This is a genomic window from Pseudomonas sp. H11T01 (assembly GCF_048515765.1).
Taxonomy (GTDB): Bacteria; Pseudomonadota; Gammaproteobacteria; order Pseudomonadales; family Pseudomonadaceae; genus Aquipseudomonas.
The window spans coordinates 1-16,465 of sequence record NZ_JBLYED010000003.1 but is presented as its reverse complement, the minus strand read 5'-3'; the positions used below and the strand labels follow the sequence as shown (position 1 = coordinate 16,465).

Sequence of the window (16,465 nt, the reverse complement as noted above, 5' to 3'; positions counted from 1 at the left end):
TTGCCTTGGCTGGATTAAAGAAGTTGGCATTTCTTTTGGTTCACGACGCGCCGCTTAGCGGAGTTAGCTCTCTTTGGGACTGGCTTCTATTTTCGTAACAGCGTTTTTTCTCTTCAGGCGATAAATGACACCCGCCGGGCCTGTCTGGTACCAGTGCTCACCTTTGGTTGCCCTGTTACTGCGTTCGCCCATTGCCTGGGTCAGTCGGTCGAGGAAAATCGCCAGCAATACCAGCCCCAATCCACCGACAGTTGCCAAGCCCATATCAAGGCGGCCAATCCCGCGCAGTACCATCATTCCCAACCCGCCAACCGAGATCATTGATGCGATCACCACCATGGAAAGTGACAACATTAATGCCTGATTCAGACCCGCCATGATCGTCGGTGCAGCTAAAGGAAGTTGAACTCGCCTCAGCATTTGGCGTGGGGTGCATCCGAAAGCGCGGGCTGCTTCAACCTTGTCCTCCGGTACCTGGCGAATTCCCAGATTTGTAAGCCTGACCAGTGGTGCCACCGAAAAGATGATCGTGACCAGTACTCCCGGTACGTTGCCGATACCAAACAGCATCACCACGGGTACCAGATAAACAAATGCAGGCAGTGTTTGCATTGCATCGAGTACCGGCCGCAGAAGCATTTCCAGTCGGTCACTCCGGGCACACAGGACGCCTAGCGGTATGCCAATAACTGCACAGAAAAACAGTGAAGTGAGTACCAGAGCGAGGGTGATCATGGCGTCATTCCATACGCCGATCACTCCTAAGAGGGTGAGGGTGACGAAACAAAGTATTCCTATCTTTTTCCCTCCTATCTGCCAGCCGAAGAGCGTCGCGATAATAATGAATATTGACGGAGGAATAGCCAACAATCCGAACTGAATACCATTAAGTACCTGGTCGATTGGCCATCTTATTGAGCGGAAAACCTCGCGAAAATTATGAACCAGAAAATTCAGGGCAACTTCTACCCATTGGCTCAAAGGGACGTTGATGGATTGAAATGGGTCTAGAAAATTGAATTCGTTCATGTAATCACCTGAATGTCCTTGCCTGGCAAGCCAGCAAATAGAGCCTATTAGTGTCGGCTCATTGTCTGAAGCAGTAGGCTCTTGGAGATCGTGCCTTTGAACACACCCTGGCGATCCAGCACGGCAACTGGATTAACGGCATCAGCAACGATGTGAAAGACGTCCTGCAGGAGTACATCGTCGCGCAGCGTAGGAGTGGATTGATCCATGGCGTACGGATGCTCTGCGCAGATTTTGGCAACATCACCAGCCTTGAGGATCTTCGAGGCATCAAAGCCTTTGAAGAAAGCTCTGACGTAATCGTTCGCGGGGTTGCACAGCAGCTCTTGCGGGGTACCGATCTGTACTACCCGGCCACCCTCCATGATCGCAATGCGATGACCGATGCGAATCGCCTCTTCAATGTCATGGGAGATGAAGATAATGGTGCGATGTTGTTCTGCCTGCAGGCGGATCAGTTCGCCCTGCATTTCGTGGCGAATCAACGGGTCGAGTGCCGAGAAGGCTTCGTCCATCAGCAGGATGGCGGGGTCGTTGGCCAGCGCTCGGGCCAGGCCTACCCGCTGTTGCATACCGCCGGAAAGTTGGTGCGGATAGCTGTAGGCGTGGCCATCGAGTCCCACCTGTTTGAGTGCCTCGAGTGCTCGTTTATGTCGCTCACTCTCCTGGACACCCGAGATTTCCAGACCGAATGCAACGTTGTCGATCACACTCATGTGGGGCATCAGGGCGAACGACTGAAACACCATGCTCATGTCTTTGCGACGAACGCTGAGGAGATCAGCGTCCGACAGACCGGTAATTTCCTGGCCGTTTAGATGAATGGTTCCGGAGGTTGGCTCGATCAGTCGATTGAACAACCGCACCATCGTCGACTTCCCGGAACCGGAAAGTCCCATGATGACGAAAATCTCTCCACGTTTTACGGAGAAACTGGCATTAAAAACGCCAACGACTTGACCGGTTTTGCTGAAAATTTCATTCTTGTCAGCACCGCGAGCCAGCATCTCCATCGCGAGCTTCGGCTGGGGGCCAAAGACTTTGTAAATGTTTTTTACCGAGAGTATCTCGTCACCAAGACTCATAACCCCTCCTGCTGCAATTACGACGTAAGATCAAGAATTTAGGTGTGCGTTTCTTGATCAGTTAAGGCGGTGCTTGTGGGGGCAGTCAAGCTGGGAGAAAGGGTGGGAATTAGTCATTTTGACCATCCTCTTTATAATGTGATGTTTATTATTTTTGTTTTATCGGCGCTGAATTGAGCAGTTCCTTGAGAACAAAGTTATTACCTAATAGAGTCAACGTCTAACAACATTTCTTCTGGTCAATCAATAACGCTATGTTATCGATCCTGCGTTGATATCCATTTACGACGCCGCGAGTGCTTGTTATTAAGTAAAGCGGCGCTCCCCCTGTTGTAGACCCTCCCTTTCAGCTACTCTCAAGCGTGCGCTCTAGGTGGAACCCTCCCACCGATCTCATCCCTTAAGGCCCTCCCGGGGGCCCCGAACCGGACATTGAATACTCTAGGTTATGGTTAAGCACATCGATCCAGACATGACGCTGCTGAAAATGCCGTCTCTGAAAGCCGTGAAGTCATTCGTAGCCGCCGCCAAATATCAGAGCTTTACGCGTGCGGCAGAAGCACTTTGCGTTACTCAGGCGGCAATCAGTCGTCAGATTCGGGAGCTGGAGGCATACCTTGGGGTGGATCTCTTCAAGAGGGTGGGTCGAGCGGTCGAGTTAACGGAAGCCGGAACCATATTTTTTGATGCTGCACAGATATCTTTCGTCAATATTTCCCAGGCGGCGGAGCGTATTCGCACCAATAATTCAGGCAAGCGCACTCTGACGCTTTGCTGTTCTCCAGCGTTTTCAGCCCTCTGGCTCGCAGCCAAGCTGCCAGGGTTTTTCACTACGAATGCAGACATCGATCTCAACTTGGTGACCACTCAAAACTTTTTGTCGATGGAACCGGGTGTAACTCCGGACATCTTCATCACCAAGATGGCCAGGATTCAGGATGGCTACCGTAGTTATCCGTTGTTTCATGACGTCATCTACCCGGTGTGCACACCTCGTTATAAAGAGGAGCATCCTGAGCTTTCCAGCTTGGAAGCATTACGCGACGGGGTTTTGCTAAACCTCAGCCCCTATGGCAGATCCCAGGTAGCGGAGCACGTTGATTGGGGCGTTTGGTTGGCTTATCACGATGTTGATATCGAGAAACGGCCCCACGACAGCCCTCACGTTTTCAACGCGAATGACTACAACCTGGTGATTAGCATGGTGTTGACACACCAGGGTGTAGCGCTGGGATGGAATCACCTGGTCGAAAACCTGATCGAAAACGGCACGCTGATTCGTCCGATCGAAGAAGAAGTGGTTCTCCATGAAAGCCAGCACTATCTGACATTCCGTGAAGATCGGGTCAATGACGACGCCTGTTGTCGGCTACGAGACTGGATTCTCGCCCAGTTTTCCTGAGCCGTTTAGAAGAAAGGAGTACTGGCTGAGCAGTGACTCGGGTTGAGGGGGGGGAGAGGTTTGGGTGTGCCGGTGGTGATCATTCGTGGTTCTCACCACCGGCAGTGTTGCACTTAGCCGACAGATCTTAACGGGATCGTGTCATTGAGCTGCTCAAGCATCGTTTTGCAGTACCAATCATCAAACTGGCACACACCGATTTCGCTGGCCACCGACAACGGGCCAGGCTCGTAAGCAGGGGAGCTGACCCCGACCTGTGCGCCTTCCACCAAGGTGCGATCCTGGTCATTGGTTGCAAGCCAAACCTTGGTCAGGCGATCGATGTCGTAGTCGACACCTTCCTGCGCGTCCTTCTTGACGATCCATTTTGTAGTGACCAACGTCTCGCCCGGACCGATGGGCAGAACGCGGAAGCTCAGCGCGTGATCGCCCAGAAAGTGGTTCCAGGTTGATGGGTAGTTGAAATAAAGCAGCGCACCGATGTTGGCTTCACCGGTTGTGTCCAAGCGACCAGCAACCGCAGGCTTGCCATCCATTGTGTAGCTGACGGCCCCGGAAAAAAGGGGGATGCGTGTCATGCGGAAGCGACCGTCTTCGTCCATGACCAATTGGCTGGGCAGGCCTGCTGCTTCGCAACGATCCCAATGCTCTTTGAGTTCAAGATCCTCATCGCCGCCGGCGCCACCCACTGATGGGTTGTCGACGAATGAGTGCATCAATTCCGGGTGAGTAAAATCGCAGTGGTAACACTCACGGTTGTTCTCGAAAACCAGTTTCCAGTTGCCTTTCTCGATGATGTTCGACTCAAACGCGACTTTGCAGTCGTCCAGGTTATGAGGCGCAACGAAAGGAGTAACGGATTTTCTGAACGACGAAAAATCTGGGGCGACTTCAGAGACGCACACATAGATGTACGTTTCGACGACCTCACAATGCACGGACTTCAACCCATGCTGAGACTTGTCGAAGTCCTCCCCCATGTTCCCGGCAAAAAGCAGTCTGCCATCCAGCTCGAATGTCCATTTGTGGTAAGGGCACACCAGCTTGGCGACTTTGCCGCTGGCTTCCGGGCACACCTTGGAACCGCGATGACGGCAGGCGTTGTGGAATGCACGAATCTGCTTGTCTGCGCCGCGCACGATAGCGACAGGGTAATCGCCGATTTGCAGCGACAGGTACTGACCCGATTTCTCCAGCTCAAATGTGTGCCCTGCGAAGATCCAGCTTTTGTGCCAGATCTGTTCCAGATCCTGCCGGTAAACATCTGGGTCGCTATAGAGGGCACCTGGCAGCGCATGGTCAGGCTTGCGCTGCGCAATAAGATTTGAAACTGCCGATTTAGTGCTCACGGTCAACACACTCCAAAATACCAAGGGGGGGCGACACGTTCAGCCTGCTCAGCGAAATGAGGCTAAACGGTCTTGAGTTCGCAGTACCGTCTGTGGACGCAAGCCATCAAACTGTGCTGCTTCTATCCGCGAACCGGAACGGTTTGCCACGTCCAGGAAGCGCCTTACGAAAGATGTGCCTTCTTGGATGGTGGCGCCATCCGTGCACTCATTTCGTTCGAGTCGTTACTAAGGCAGACAATTCTGTACTGCCGATGTTTGCATCAATAGCAATATTTCTACAGCACCTTATTTGAGCCCGGACAAACAGATCCTAACTAATGGAACGAATGTACGAGACATTCGCTTATCCAATTCGTCGGTAGAATATCGCTGTTGTAAGGCTACGACGGCAATCATGCATCAACAAGAAACATTTACTCTTATCAATGCATAAACAAATGTTATCGATTGACGTCGCGGCGCTGATGATGAAATTTCAAATCATTGAAAACAAAGGGAAAATTATTTTTTAGGACGAGTGAAGCATCCTTCTAGAAATGTATACGCCAGAAATACACTCTATTGACCGCCTTCTTGGCCCATGCCAGTCTGGATTCAACAGTAGCCAAAGTGCCGTAGTTGATCTCGTGTTTGAGCATTGGGAACTGTCCTGTGAAAACATGGAGATTTTTATCGCGCCTCAAGGCATCAAAGCTGACGCGCTCGTTGATCTTCCACCTAACTCGCATTCGGAGCATTTATCTTGAAATTTGAAGGTATTTATACGCCAGCAGTAACGCCTTATAACTCTGATGGGGAGATTGACTGGAATGTGTACTCGGAAGTTTTGGAGTCGCTGATTGAGGCGAAGGTACACGGCATCATTATCGGCGGGTCGACCGGCGAGTATTACGCGCAGACTTCGGAAGAACGCACCGAGTTGGCGGCCTACGCCAAAGATGTGATCGGCACTCGGGTGCAACTGATCGTCAGTACCGGGGCGATTCGCACCGAAGATGCGGTTCAGTACGCCAAGGATGCCAAATCGATCAAAGCGGACGCCATTCTCGTCACGTCCCCACCTTACGCGCTGCCAACCTCACAGGAAAACGCGATTCACGCGCTCACTATCGATCGCGCAGCGAACTTGCCGATCATGCTTTACAACTATCCGGGCCGCATGTGCGTTTCGATGGATGAAGAATATTTCACGCGTGTCAGCCAATCGAAAAACGTCGTCGCCATCAAGGAAAGTTCCGGTGACATGGGCCAGGTGCATATGCTGGCCCGGCAGTTCCCCAACATCGCCTTGTCCTGCGGATGGGACGACCAGGCCCTCGAGTTTTTTGCCTGGGGCGCCCGCAGTTGGGTGTGCGCAGGTTCCAACTTCCTGCCCAGGGAACACGTTGCGCTTTATGAAGCCTGCGTGATCGAAAAGAACTTCGACAAAGGCCGTCAAATCATGTCGGCAATGATGCCGCTGATGAATGCCCTGGACGGTGGCAAGTTCGTGCAGTCGATCAAGTACGGCTGCGAAGTTGCCGGATTGAAAGTCGGTAACGTGCGCCTGCCATTGCAGCCACTTGAAACGGACGAAAAGCAGCGCTTCGCGTCGGTCATTACTGAACTCAAACGTAACGTAGCCAACATTTCTTCGGGAGCCAGCCATGGGTGATCTTCTGAGCAAGGCCGAGTATGCCGCTCTGGCCAAAGATATTTCGTTGCCATCCAAGGCGTTCATCAATGGCGCGTTTAAACCCGCGATCTCTGGCAAAACCTTCGCCACGAACAATCCGGCGACCGGTGACTTTTTGACCGACGTCGCAGCTTGTTCATCCGATGATGTCGACTTCGCGGTGAGCAATGCCAAGGAGGCCTTTGAGGATGGACGCTGGAGATCTATTTCTCCTCGGGAGCGCAAAGCGGTTCTGTTGAAGTTTGCAAACCTGCTTGAAAGCCATCGACACGAACTGGCCGTCCTCGAAAGCCTCGATAGCGGCAAACCGGTCAGTGAATGTCAGTTGGTCGACATCCCGGACACCATCCACACGATCCGCTGGCACGCAGAACTGATTGACAAGATTTATGACAACACCGCCCCGGTTGGCAGCGACGCGCTGACCATGGTAGTTCGGGAGCCGATCGGCGTGGTGGGCTGCGTATTGCCCTGGAACTTCCCGCTGCTGATGCTGGCCTGGAAAATCGGCCCGGCGCTCGCTGCGGGCTGTTCGGTCATCGTCAAACCTGCTGAACAAACGTCGCTGACCACGTTGCGTGTCGCTCAGCTGGCGTTTGAAGCGGGCGTTCCCGCTGGCGTGCTCAACATTGTCACCGGCACGGGCAAAGAGGTCGGTGAGCCCATTGGCTTGCATAACGATGTCGACATGGTGAGCTTCACCGGCTCCACCGCGACCGGCCGCCGTTTCCTGCATTACGCCGCCGATTCGAACCTGAAACGCATCGTCCTTGAGTGCGGCGGGAAAAATCCGGCCGTGGTGATGGACGATGCCCAAGACCTGGATCTCGTCGCTCAGCATGTCGTCAACGGCGCGTTCTGGAACATGGGCGAAAACTGCTCCGCGACTTCACGTCTGATCGTCCATGCGACCGTTAAAGACGAGCTGCTGGAGCGCATGGGCGCCTACATCCGCGAATGGAAAATGGGTGACCCACTCGATCCGGAAAACCGCGTAGGGTCGCTGGTCAGCCCTGAGCATTTCGCAAAAGTGAAGTCGTACCTTGAGCACGCCGCCGCCGGAAAGCTTGAAGTGGTTTACGGTGGCGCGACCAAAGACGGTGCCTTTGTAGAGCCAACGGTGATTGACGGTGTTGGTCGAGACAACCGGCTGTTCCAGGAAGAGATCTTCGGCCCGATTCTTTCGGTCACCACCTTCAACACGATTTCCGAAGCCATTGCGCTGGCCAATGACACGGTGTACGGCTTGGCGGCCTCGGTTTATACCGGCAGCCTGCGGCGGGCGATCAAGTTGTCGCGGGAAATTCGCGCCGGCATCGTCACCGTGAACTGCTTTGGTGAGGGTGATGCATCGACGCCATTCGGCGGCTACAAAGAGTCGGGCTTCGGTGGTCGGGACAAATCCATTTTCGCCCATGACCAGTACACCGAAATCAAAACAATCTGGATCGATGTGTCTGATCGGTCGGATGAAGAGACCGAAAAATGAGCACCCATACCATCAAGCGCCTGCCGGTAGACACCGGGGTTTCAGGTTGGGAGGCGATTTCCGCACGCACTGCGCCTGTCCGCATGCTTGATGGAAACGTGACGGCGGATTGGCTGATTATCGGGGCCGGTTTTGCCGGCCTGTCCGCCGCTCGCAGACTTTCACAGCTACACCCGGGTGACAGCATTGTTGTGGTCGATGCTCATGAAGTCGCCAAGGGGCCAGCGGGCAGAAACTCTGGTTTCATGATTGATGTGCCGCATAGTCTGTCGTCTGGGGAATACTCCGTGGCGAGTGAGTCTGCAACGGCGCTGGAAATCACGCAAAATCGTTTTGCGATTGCTTTTGCCGCTGAAGCTGCACGGGAGTACGGCATGTCTGCCGACACTTTCGATCCTTCCGGGAAGATCAACGCGGCCGCCACTGAGCGGGGATTGAAGCTGAACGTCAATTACGCACAATCCCTTGAGCGCATCGGCGAGAAGTTCGAGATGTTTGATGCCACGCAAATGCGCGAAATCACCGGGTCCACCTATTACCACGGTGGGATCTACACGCCCGGCGCAGTGTTGATTCAACCCGCACAGTACATCAGAGACCTGGCAGCAGGGCTGGAAGGGAAAATCACTCTCTTTGAGCGCTCTCCAGTTATTGAATTGTCGAAGCAGGGTAGCGGCTGGATCGCTCGATCTCATAACGGGACGGTGCACGCACCCAAGGTCATTCTTGGGGTCAACGGCCACATTGAAGACTTTGGTCATTATCAAGGACGCCTGCTGCACGTCTTTACGTACGCCTCCATGACGGCAGCGTACAGTGATGATGCATTCAAGAAAGACGTGCCGGGTAGAGCCAAGTGGGCATTGTTGCCGGCTGATCCAATGGGAGCGACTGTTCGTAAAATCTCTACAGACGGTCTCTCACGTATCGTCATCCGGACAAAGTTCACCTATGACCCGAGTATCCAGGTCACCCCAGAGCGTGTAGCTGCGGTTGCCAAAGAACAGCGACATTCCTTGGATGCACGCTTTCCCGAACTGAAATCCACTGCGCTGGAGTTCAGTTGGGCTGGCCGACTCTGCTTGAGTCGTAACAGCGCCGCGGCATTTGGCGAGATCGAAGAAAACCTCTACTCGGCTTGCTGCGAAAATGGACTGGGTACTGTGAAAAGCACCCTGGCAGGTGTAATGGCGGCGGAGTTGGCTTCGGGTATACGTTCTGAAATTCTGGATAGTTTCAATCAGGCGCCAGGACCCAGCAGGCTCCCCCCCAAGATAATAACGAAGCTGGGCGTCAGCTCGGTCATTCGTTGGCATGAGTTTTGGGCCGGGCGAGAAGGTTAACAAGTTTAAGTCGTCGGCTTTTCCAATAAAGGCCGTTTAACAAGTCACTAATAAGAACGGAATAATCCATGAGAAATATCTGGAAGGCATTCTGCGCGCTCGCGTTTGTGGGCGTGATGAGTTTGCAGGCACACGCTGAAGAAAAAAACATAGTAATGGGCACCATGTCTTGGGAGGACTTGGTGCCTATTACTGGCATCACCAAGAAAGTACTTGAGAACGCAGGATACACTGTAAAAGTCGTGGAGTTTTCCGAGTGGGGTATCGCCTACGCTGCACTCAGCAAGGGGGATATTCAGGTGTTGGCATCCCAGATTGATTACGCCGCCGCCGATTATTGGAAAAAGAACAAGAACAAAATCGAGAAGCTGTCACCGGTCTCCTTTGGTCTATATCAGGGCATGGCAGTACCCAGTTACGTAGACATCGACTCCATCGAACAGCTGAATGCAAACGCGGACAAACTGGGGAACAGAATCATAGGCATCGAGCCGGGTTCGGGCTTGATGAGTGACGCGAACAACGTGGTCAAAGCGTACGACATCAAGCTCAAGCTGGTCGAAGGCAGTACTTCGGCAATGACGGCGGCTTTAAAGTCGGCAGTCGACCGCAAAGAATGGGTGGCGGTAACCGTCTGGGATCCATCGTGGATGACCAAGAAATTTGATCTCAAGTTCTTGAAAGATCCAAAAGGGGTCTTTCCGCCGTTGCAGGGTTATTACTGGATCGGACACAAAGGCTTCGCTGAAGCCAATCCGCGTGCGCGCGAACTAATGGCCAGCGTTTATGTGCCGATCACGGACATCACCGCAATGAATGCTGAAATCAAGGATGGCAAGACCATGGACGAGGCTATCAAGGGCTGGATAGATAGCCATACAGATCTTGTAAATCGTTGGGGAAATATCAAGAACTATTGAGTTTTGTTTGTTTGCCACTGCCGCCCTTTGATTAATTAGAGAAGCCAGCAAACAACTGGTTCGATGGATTGCGAAATGACGATGGCCACAATTAATACTGACGAAGTGCTGGTAGATTGCCAGTCGGTTTGGAAAATCTTCGGTAAAAATGCACCGGCAGCCATGGATGCTGTTGTCCAGCAGGGTCTTTCAAAGACCCAGATCCTGCAAAACTATGGCTGCGTGGTCGGGGTTTCCGATGTCAGTCTCCAGGTTCGCCGGGGGGAAATCTTTTGCATCATGGGTTTGTCCGGCAGTGGCAAATCCACCCTTATAAGGTTGCTGAACAAGCTGATCACCCCGAGCTCGGGGAAGGTGCTGGTCAAAGGCAAGGACGTTTCATCCTTGTCGCCGGCACAACTGCGAGAGGTGAGGGCGCGTCACATCGGTATGGTTTTTCAAAGCGTTGCCTTGCTGCCTAACCGTACGGTTCTTGAGAACACCGCGTTTGGCCTGGAAGTGCAGGGTGTGGGCAAGGCTGAACGTTACAAAGTGGCCGAGCAGGCGCTGGCGAAGGTTGGATTGAGCGAGTGGACTTCACGCTATCCAAGCGAACTGTCCGGCGGCATGCAACAACGGGTCGGACTGGCGCGTGCACTCACAGCTGACCCAGAAATAATTTTGATGGATGAGCCGTTCAGCGCGCTTGATCCGCTGATTCGTCGACAGTTGCAAGATGAGTTCCGCCAGCTGACCAAGGAGCTGGGCAAGTCCGCGGTATTTATTACGCACGACCTGGACGAGGCCATACGGATCGGCGACCGCATTGCGATCATGAAGGATGGCGCAATCATTCAGGTCGGCACCGCCGAGGATATCGTGCTCAATCCGGCTGACGACTACGTGGCGGAATTCGTCGCCGGCATTTCCCGATTGCATCTGGTCAAGGCTCATTCGGTTATGACGTCGGTCCAGGCCTACAAGGCAGCACACCCGACTTTCGATATTTCCAGGCTCACCAAAACCTCGCTTGACGCCGATATCAATGAACTTATCGGATTGACGATGAAGTCCGAGCGCGACGCGCTTGCCGTCGTCGAAAGCGGAACAGTGGTCGGGATCATTACCCCGCGTGATCTGCTGCGTGGCGTTCAAGGTATTCCCAACGAAATGGCGCCAGTACCAACCCCCAGTGCGATGGAGGCGTCCGCATGAGCACGCCGGATTTTTCCAGTCAGTTTGATGCATCCATTGATACTGGGCTGGAATGGCTTTCGGATAATGGCGAGTTCGTGTTCGATGCCGTTAATGCGGTGCTGAAGGGCATTTACGAAGGCGTCCTGTGGAGCATCGCCTATCCACCGCATTATGTCGTAGCGATTGTCATGGCGTTGATTGGCTGGCGTGTTGCTGGCGTTCGCTTTGCGATTCTCGCAGGTTTGGCCTTGTTGTTTTGCGACATCATTGGCTTGTGGCCAGAGACAGTCAGCACGCTTGCCCTGGTGCTCACAGCGACTGTCCTGGCACTGGCTGTCGCGATTCCGCTGGGGGTCATTGCCGGTCTGGCGCCGGCCTTTGATCGTGTGGTTGATCCTTGTCTGGATTTGATCCAAACGATGCCGCCCTACATCTACCTGCTACCGGCCATTGCACTGCTCGGCTACGGCCCCGCCACGGCGCTGTTGGCGACTTTTATCGTCGCGCTTCCCCCAGCTCTACGACTGACCTCCCTGGGTATTCGCATGACACCCAAGGAGTTCATCGAGTTGGGAGATGCCAGCGGCGTGACTGGAATGCAGATGTTTTTCAAGATCCGCTTACCGTTCGCCATGCCCAGCATCATGACCGGTGTCAACCAAAGCCTGATGATGGCGTTCGGTATGGTCGTCATCGCCGGCATTGTGGGTTCGGGCGGTTTGGGCGAGGCGATTTACGGTTCCATCCGTACATTGGATATCGCCAAGTCGATCAACGCGGCCATCGCTATCGTTATCCTGACCATGATCCTGGATCGTCTGGCGCAGAGTGCCGCACAGGCGCGGGTGAGGGCTTCCCAATGACAACGTACATTCAGTTTTCTCCAGGCGATTACCTGGCTCCCGCCGTTGATTGGCTGAACACTAATTTACATGGATTGTTCAAAGGGATAAGTCAGGTCATTGAGGCGGTACTCGGTGCAGTGGAGGGGGCGCTGCTTGCTCCCCATCCGTACTTGTTCATCGGTATTGTCGTCGTTGCGGCCTTCTTTTTTGCCAATAAACGAGTCGCTGTTTTCGCTGCGGTGATGTTGGCTTTCTGTTTGTTCGCTGGCCTTTGGGTCGCGTCCATCCAGACGATTGCGCTCGTCAGCGTGTCGGTCCTGATCTCTGTTGCCATTGCTTTCCCGCTTGGGGTTCTGGCCGCCCGGGTGAAGCGTGTAGATGAAGCGTTGCTGCCGATTCTGAACATCATGCAAACGGTGCCGCCCTGGGTATACCTGATCCCCGCAGTGATGCTGTTCAGCTTGGGACGGGTGCCCGCGATCATCGCAACGATTGTTTACGGCATCCCACCGATGCTCAGATTGACGACTCTGGCCTTCAAGCAGCTGCCCAAGGATCTCCTTGAGTTGGGCCAGGCGTCCGGTGCTTCACCTAAAGACATTCTGTTCAAAATTGAACTGCCGACTGCCGCACCCACGCTGTTGGTAGGCCTGAACCAATGCATCCTTATGTCGCTGGCGATGGTGGTGCTGGCAGGTTTGGTGGGGGCGGGCGGTCTGGGGGCTGAAGTTACCCGTGGCCTCTCCAGGATGGAGATGGGATTAGGCCTTCGAGCGGGCCTGGCCATTGTCGCTATTGCGCTGCTGTTGGATCGACTGTCACGGGGCGCGTTACAGCGTCACTCCCCCAGCAAACTCCTTTGAAAGGGCATCAGTATGAGACGCAGCTTTTTTTGCATTGATTCGCACGCGTGCGGCAACCCGGTTCGGGTTGTAGCGGGCGGAGCACCGCTGATGCCCTCCGTATCGATGGCGGAGCGTCGCGATATTTTCGTGCGTGACCACGACTGGGTACGCACCGCATTGATGTTCGAGCCTCGGGGACACGACATCATGTCTGGCGTCATTGTTTATCCATCGGTACGTGATGACTGCGACTTCGGTGCGTTGTTTATCGAAGTCAGCGGCTGTCTGCCGATGTGTGGAGCGGGCACCATCGGATTATCGACCGTGGTCATTGAAGAGGGCTTGGTGACACCTCGTGAGCCGGGAAAACTGGCGATTGAAACACCGGCGGGACGGGTCGATGTCGAATACACCATGGGCGGCGAATTTGTTGAGTCGATTCGCTTGTTCAACGTAGCCAGCTACCTGCACAGCGCCGATGTGGTGGTGGAAGTACCTGGTATTGGTACGTTTACGGTGGACATCGCCTACGGCGGGAATTTCTACGCGGTGGTCGAACCACAGGAGTGCTGGACTGGATTCGAAGGGCAGACGACGGCGGACATCGTGGGGTTGAGCCAGAAGCTGCGCGCAGCGCTCTCGGCCATTTGTGACCCAGTGCATCCAGAGAACAGCAGAATCAGTGGTGTTCATCACATCATCTGGTGTGACAAACCACAGAGCAGAACCGTGCATGGACGCTGTGCCGTGTTCTACGGTGATAAAGCTATTGATCGTTCTCCCGGTGGTACCGGTACCTCGGCCCGGATGGCTCAGCTCTTCGGAAAAGGTCGGCTGAACGTCGGCGACGTTTATCGACTCGAAAGTCTGATCGGTACAATCTACGAAGGAAAAGTGGAGGCGTCGGTAAAGGTCGGAACCTTCGACGGCATGAATCCAAGTGTCAGCGGCTGGGCTGAGGTGACGGGCCACAACACCATTTTCGTCGATGACAAAGACCCTCTAGCTCACGGGTTCCAGCTCGCATAAAACAGTTTGGTCACGGCGTCAGCGGTTGATTCTTCGGAGACGCAGATTCAACCTTGATTTGCACAAAGGCTGCGTTCGTCAGTGTAAAAAAGCGAGGCGTAAAGTGATCGAACGACGAGATTTCAGCGGGTGTATGAAAGGTAAAAACCTGCGCTATCTGGAAGAGACTCGGAGTGAGCCGACGGCTCATGCTCGGGCAGGATTTTTACTGCTCGAGCACTTCTCGCTGCCTGCATTTACGCAAGCGCTCGATACGATTGTCACCGCCAACCTTTTGCGGCCTACGTTGTTCTCTTCACGAACCTTCGGGTTGCAGGACGGAGAGGTTACCAGCGACCTTGGCCTGGTCATTCGACCGGATGCGCGTTTGGACGTGGCAGCACTCAAAGACCTTAATTTGCTGGTCATATGCGGCGGCTATCGCACCGAACTCAAAGTCAATCACGAGCTGATCAGCATCCTTAAAACGGCATCGGAACTTGGTATCACCCTGGCCGGGCTGTGGAATGGGGCGTGGTTTTTGGGCGTGTCAGGTTTGCTTGAGGGGTATCGTTGTGCGATTCATCCCGAACACCGACCTGCGCTCGCAGAAATTTCAAAAGTCACGCATGTCACCAGTGAAGCATTTGTCGTGGATCGAGACAGGCTCACGGCTTCGAGTCCAGCGGGTGCTTTTCACATGGCTCTTGAGTGGATCAAGGGGCTGCACGGCAAGGCGCTCGTCGAAGGCATCGAAGACATTCTGTCTTTCGAAGAGTCGCGGTATCGGCGTATCAAACCGACACAGAACATCTCGTTGAGCGCCCCCCTCAAAGAGGTGGTCAAACTGATGGACGCCAACCTGGAAGAGCCGTTGCAAATGGACCAACTGGCGGTCTATGCCGGACGTTCCCGTCGACAAATAGAGCGCTTGTTCAAAGAGCAACTGGGTACCACACCGCAACGGTATTACCTGGAACTACGTATTACCGAAGCACGGCGATTGCTTCAGCACACAGAGCTGTCTCAGGTTGATGTGCTGGTCGCATGTGGCTTTGTTTCCCCGAGCCATTTCAGTAAATGCTACAGCTCGTATTTTGGTTACCGGCCTTCGAGAGAAACGCGGCTGGTGAAGTAAAAAAGGGCTGTCGCAGAAATTTTAAGGAGGAGGGCATGACCGAGTTGCGATTGAAGAGCGACCGAACAAAAAATACTGCGCCCACCGTTGTTGCTAGTCCTGGGGTCGCAAGGCCCCAACTCGGGATTTTTTTATGCCTGCTTTCAATGCTTATCTTTGCGAGCCAGGACGGACTAACCAAGGTGCTTGTCAAAGACTTCCCGGTTGCCCAACTGGTCATGATGCGCTATTGGGTATTTGTCGTTTTTGCCCTCGGATATGCCGCCTACCAAGGTAGGGGCAAAGAGTCATTTCGCAGTAAGCACCCTTGGCTCCAAATCATTCGAGCGCTGTTAGCCGTGGGTGAAACCATACTGTTTGCAGTGGGGCTACGATATTTGGGCCTGGCCGAAATGCATGCGCTCTATGCCGTATTTCCGCTGATGGCACTGGCATTGGCGAGGGCCGTGCTTGGGGAGTTCATAGGTCTGCGGCGCTGGATTGCCGCCGCCATAGGGTTCACCGGGACACTGATCATTCTTCGACCAGGCGCGGGCGTTTTTGAACTCGCGGCGCTGATTCCCCTGCTGGCTGCTTTAGCGTTCGCGGTGTTCAACGTACTGACACGCCGGATTAGCCAGCACGACTCCTTTGCTACGAACATGCTCTTTATGGCAAGTGTGGGTGCCCTGACGGTCACATTTGCGGGGCTACCCGCATGGGTTTCTCCAACTCCGGTCCAAGGCCTCTTGATGGGGGTCCTGTCATTGACGGGCGTAGTCGCTCAGATTCTCTTCATTCAAGCACTGAAATACGCAACCGCTTCTACCCTGCAGCCTTTCAACTATGCGCTTCTGGTGTTCGCCACTTTGATTGGTGTAATCGTTTTTGCGGAGCGCCCGGATACCTGGGTGGTTGTCGGCGCAGCGTTGGTGATTGTTGGGGGGCTGTATGCGATTAAAGCGAAGGCGTGAACGTACCTGAGTGTCTGTAGTAATCAATGTGTGGTTGGTTTCCTGGATGAGCACGGCCATAAAAAAGGGCAGCTCAAACAGATTGTGTGAAAACCTAGCAATCTGCTCTCCGGTTCAAGAAAATGCCCGCATCGCAAGATGCGGGCATTTTTCTTATGCGCTATATCCAAGGTGAAGATCGCTGCCAGGGGGCACTGTTTCCAGT

Annotated in this window: 14 protein-coding genes and 1 pseudogene; 12 read left to right on the top strand and 3 right to left on the bottom strand. The window is 53.9% G+C overall.

The window, feature by feature from the left end:
• Positions 1–63: 63 nt before the first annotated feature.
• Both proW and ACN1C3_RS04550 read right to left on the bottom strand, forming a co-directional pair.
• On the bottom strand, positions 64–1,029 hold the full coding sequence (proW, locus tag ACN1C3_RS04555) for a glycine betaine/L-proline ABC transporter permease ProW (protein WP_419114603.1): 966 nt from the start codon (positions 1,027–1,029) through the stop codon (positions 64–66).
• Between the two features lie 47 nt (positions 1,030–1,076).
• Entirely contained in the window at positions 1,077–2,114 is a 1,038-nt protein-coding gene (locus ACN1C3_RS04550; protein WP_419114602.1) for a quaternary amine ABC transporter ATP-binding protein, read from the bottom strand.
• Between the two features lie 448 nt (positions 2,115–2,562).
• Between ACN1C3_RS04550 and ACN1C3_RS04545 the strand changes: the two genes are divergently transcribed.
• A complete protein-coding gene (locus tag ACN1C3_RS04545) occupies positions 2,563–3,516 on the top strand; it encodes a LysR family transcriptional regulator (RefSeq protein ID WP_419114601.1) in 954 nt (317 codons plus the stop codon).
• 113 nt (positions 3,517–3,629) lie between these two features.
• Here ACN1C3_RS04545 and ACN1C3_RS04540 read toward each other — a convergent pair whose 3' ends face one another.
• Positions 3,630–4,865, bottom strand: a complete 1,236-nt coding sequence (locus ACN1C3_RS04540) for an aromatic ring-hydroxylating oxygenase subunit alpha (RefSeq protein ID WP_419114600.1) — start codon at positions 4,863–4,865, stop codon at positions 3,630–3,632.
• 608 nt (positions 4,866–5,473) lie between these two features.
• On the opposite strand from ACN1C3_RS04540, the pseudogene ACN1C3_RS04535 reads away from it, so the two are divergent.
• The 11 genes and pseudogenes from ACN1C3_RS04535 to ACN1C3_RS04485 all read left to right on the top strand — a co-directional run.
• A pseudogene (locus ACN1C3_RS04535) lies at positions 5,474–5,614 on the top strand (GntR family transcriptional regulator); the annotation flags it as partial.
• Positions 5,611–6,522, top strand: a complete 912-nt coding sequence (locus tag ACN1C3_RS04530) for a dihydrodipicolinate synthase family protein (protein ID WP_419114599.1) — start codon at positions 5,611–5,613, stop codon at positions 6,520–6,522. The pseudogene ACN1C3_RS04535 and the gene ACN1C3_RS04530, both read left to right, overlap by 4 nt.
• Positions 6,515–8,032 (top strand): aldehyde dehydrogenase, encoded by a 1,518-nt coding sequence (locus tag ACN1C3_RS04525; protein WP_419114598.1) that lies wholly within the window; start codon positions 6,515–6,517, stop codon positions 8,030–8,032. The genes ACN1C3_RS04530 and ACN1C3_RS04525 overlap by 8 nt, the downstream gene beginning before the upstream one ends.
• Positions 8,029–9,375 (top strand): NAD(P)/FAD-dependent oxidoreductase, encoded by a 1,347-nt coding sequence (locus ACN1C3_RS04520; RefSeq protein WP_419114597.1) that lies wholly within the window; start codon positions 8,029–8,031, stop codon positions 9,373–9,375. Before ACN1C3_RS04525 ends, ACN1C3_RS04520 begins: the two co-directional genes overlap by 4 nt.
• A gap of 68 nt (positions 9,376–9,443) precedes the next feature.
• Positions 9,444–10,295 (top strand): glycine betaine ABC transporter substrate-binding protein, encoded by an 852-nt coding sequence (locus tag ACN1C3_RS04515; RefSeq protein ID WP_419114596.1) that lies wholly within the window; start codon positions 9,444–9,446, stop codon positions 10,293–10,295.
• Between the two features lie 75 nt (positions 10,296–10,370).
• Positions 10,371–11,489 carry a quaternary amine ABC transporter ATP-binding protein gene (locus ACN1C3_RS04510; protein WP_419114595.1) on the top strand — a complete coding sequence of 373 codons (1,119 nt, stop codon included), beginning with the start codon at positions 10,371–10,373 and terminating at the stop codon, positions 11,487–11,489.
• Positions 11,486–12,334 (top strand): ABC transporter permease, encoded by an 849-nt coding sequence (locus tag ACN1C3_RS04505; RefSeq protein ID WP_419114594.1) that lies wholly within the window; start codon positions 11,486–11,488, stop codon positions 12,332–12,334. Before ACN1C3_RS04510 ends, ACN1C3_RS04505 begins: the two co-directional genes overlap by 4 nt.
• Positions 12,331–13,179 (top strand): ABC transporter permease, encoded by an 849-nt coding sequence (locus tag ACN1C3_RS04500; protein WP_419114593.1) that lies wholly within the window; start codon positions 12,331–12,333, stop codon positions 13,177–13,179. The genes ACN1C3_RS04505 and ACN1C3_RS04500 overlap by 4 nt, the downstream gene beginning before the upstream one ends.
• 12 nt (positions 13,180–13,191) lie before the next feature.
• Positions 13,192–14,190, top strand: coding sequence for a 4-hydroxyproline epimerase (locus ACN1C3_RS04495; RefSeq protein WP_419114592.1), 999 nt, complete (start codon positions 13,192–13,194; stop codon positions 14,188–14,190).
• 103 nt (positions 14,191–14,293) lie between these two features.
• On the top strand, positions 14,294–15,307 hold the full coding sequence (locus ACN1C3_RS04490; RefSeq protein WP_419114591.1) for a GlxA family transcriptional regulator: 1,014 nt from the start codon (positions 14,294–14,296) through the stop codon (positions 15,305–15,307).
• A gap of 35 nt (positions 15,308–15,342) precedes the next feature.
• A complete protein-coding gene (locus ACN1C3_RS04485) occupies positions 15,343–16,260 on the top strand; it encodes a DMT family transporter (RefSeq protein WP_419114590.1) in 918 nt (305 codons plus the stop codon).
• The last annotated feature ends 205 nt before the right edge of the window (positions 16,261–16,465 follow it).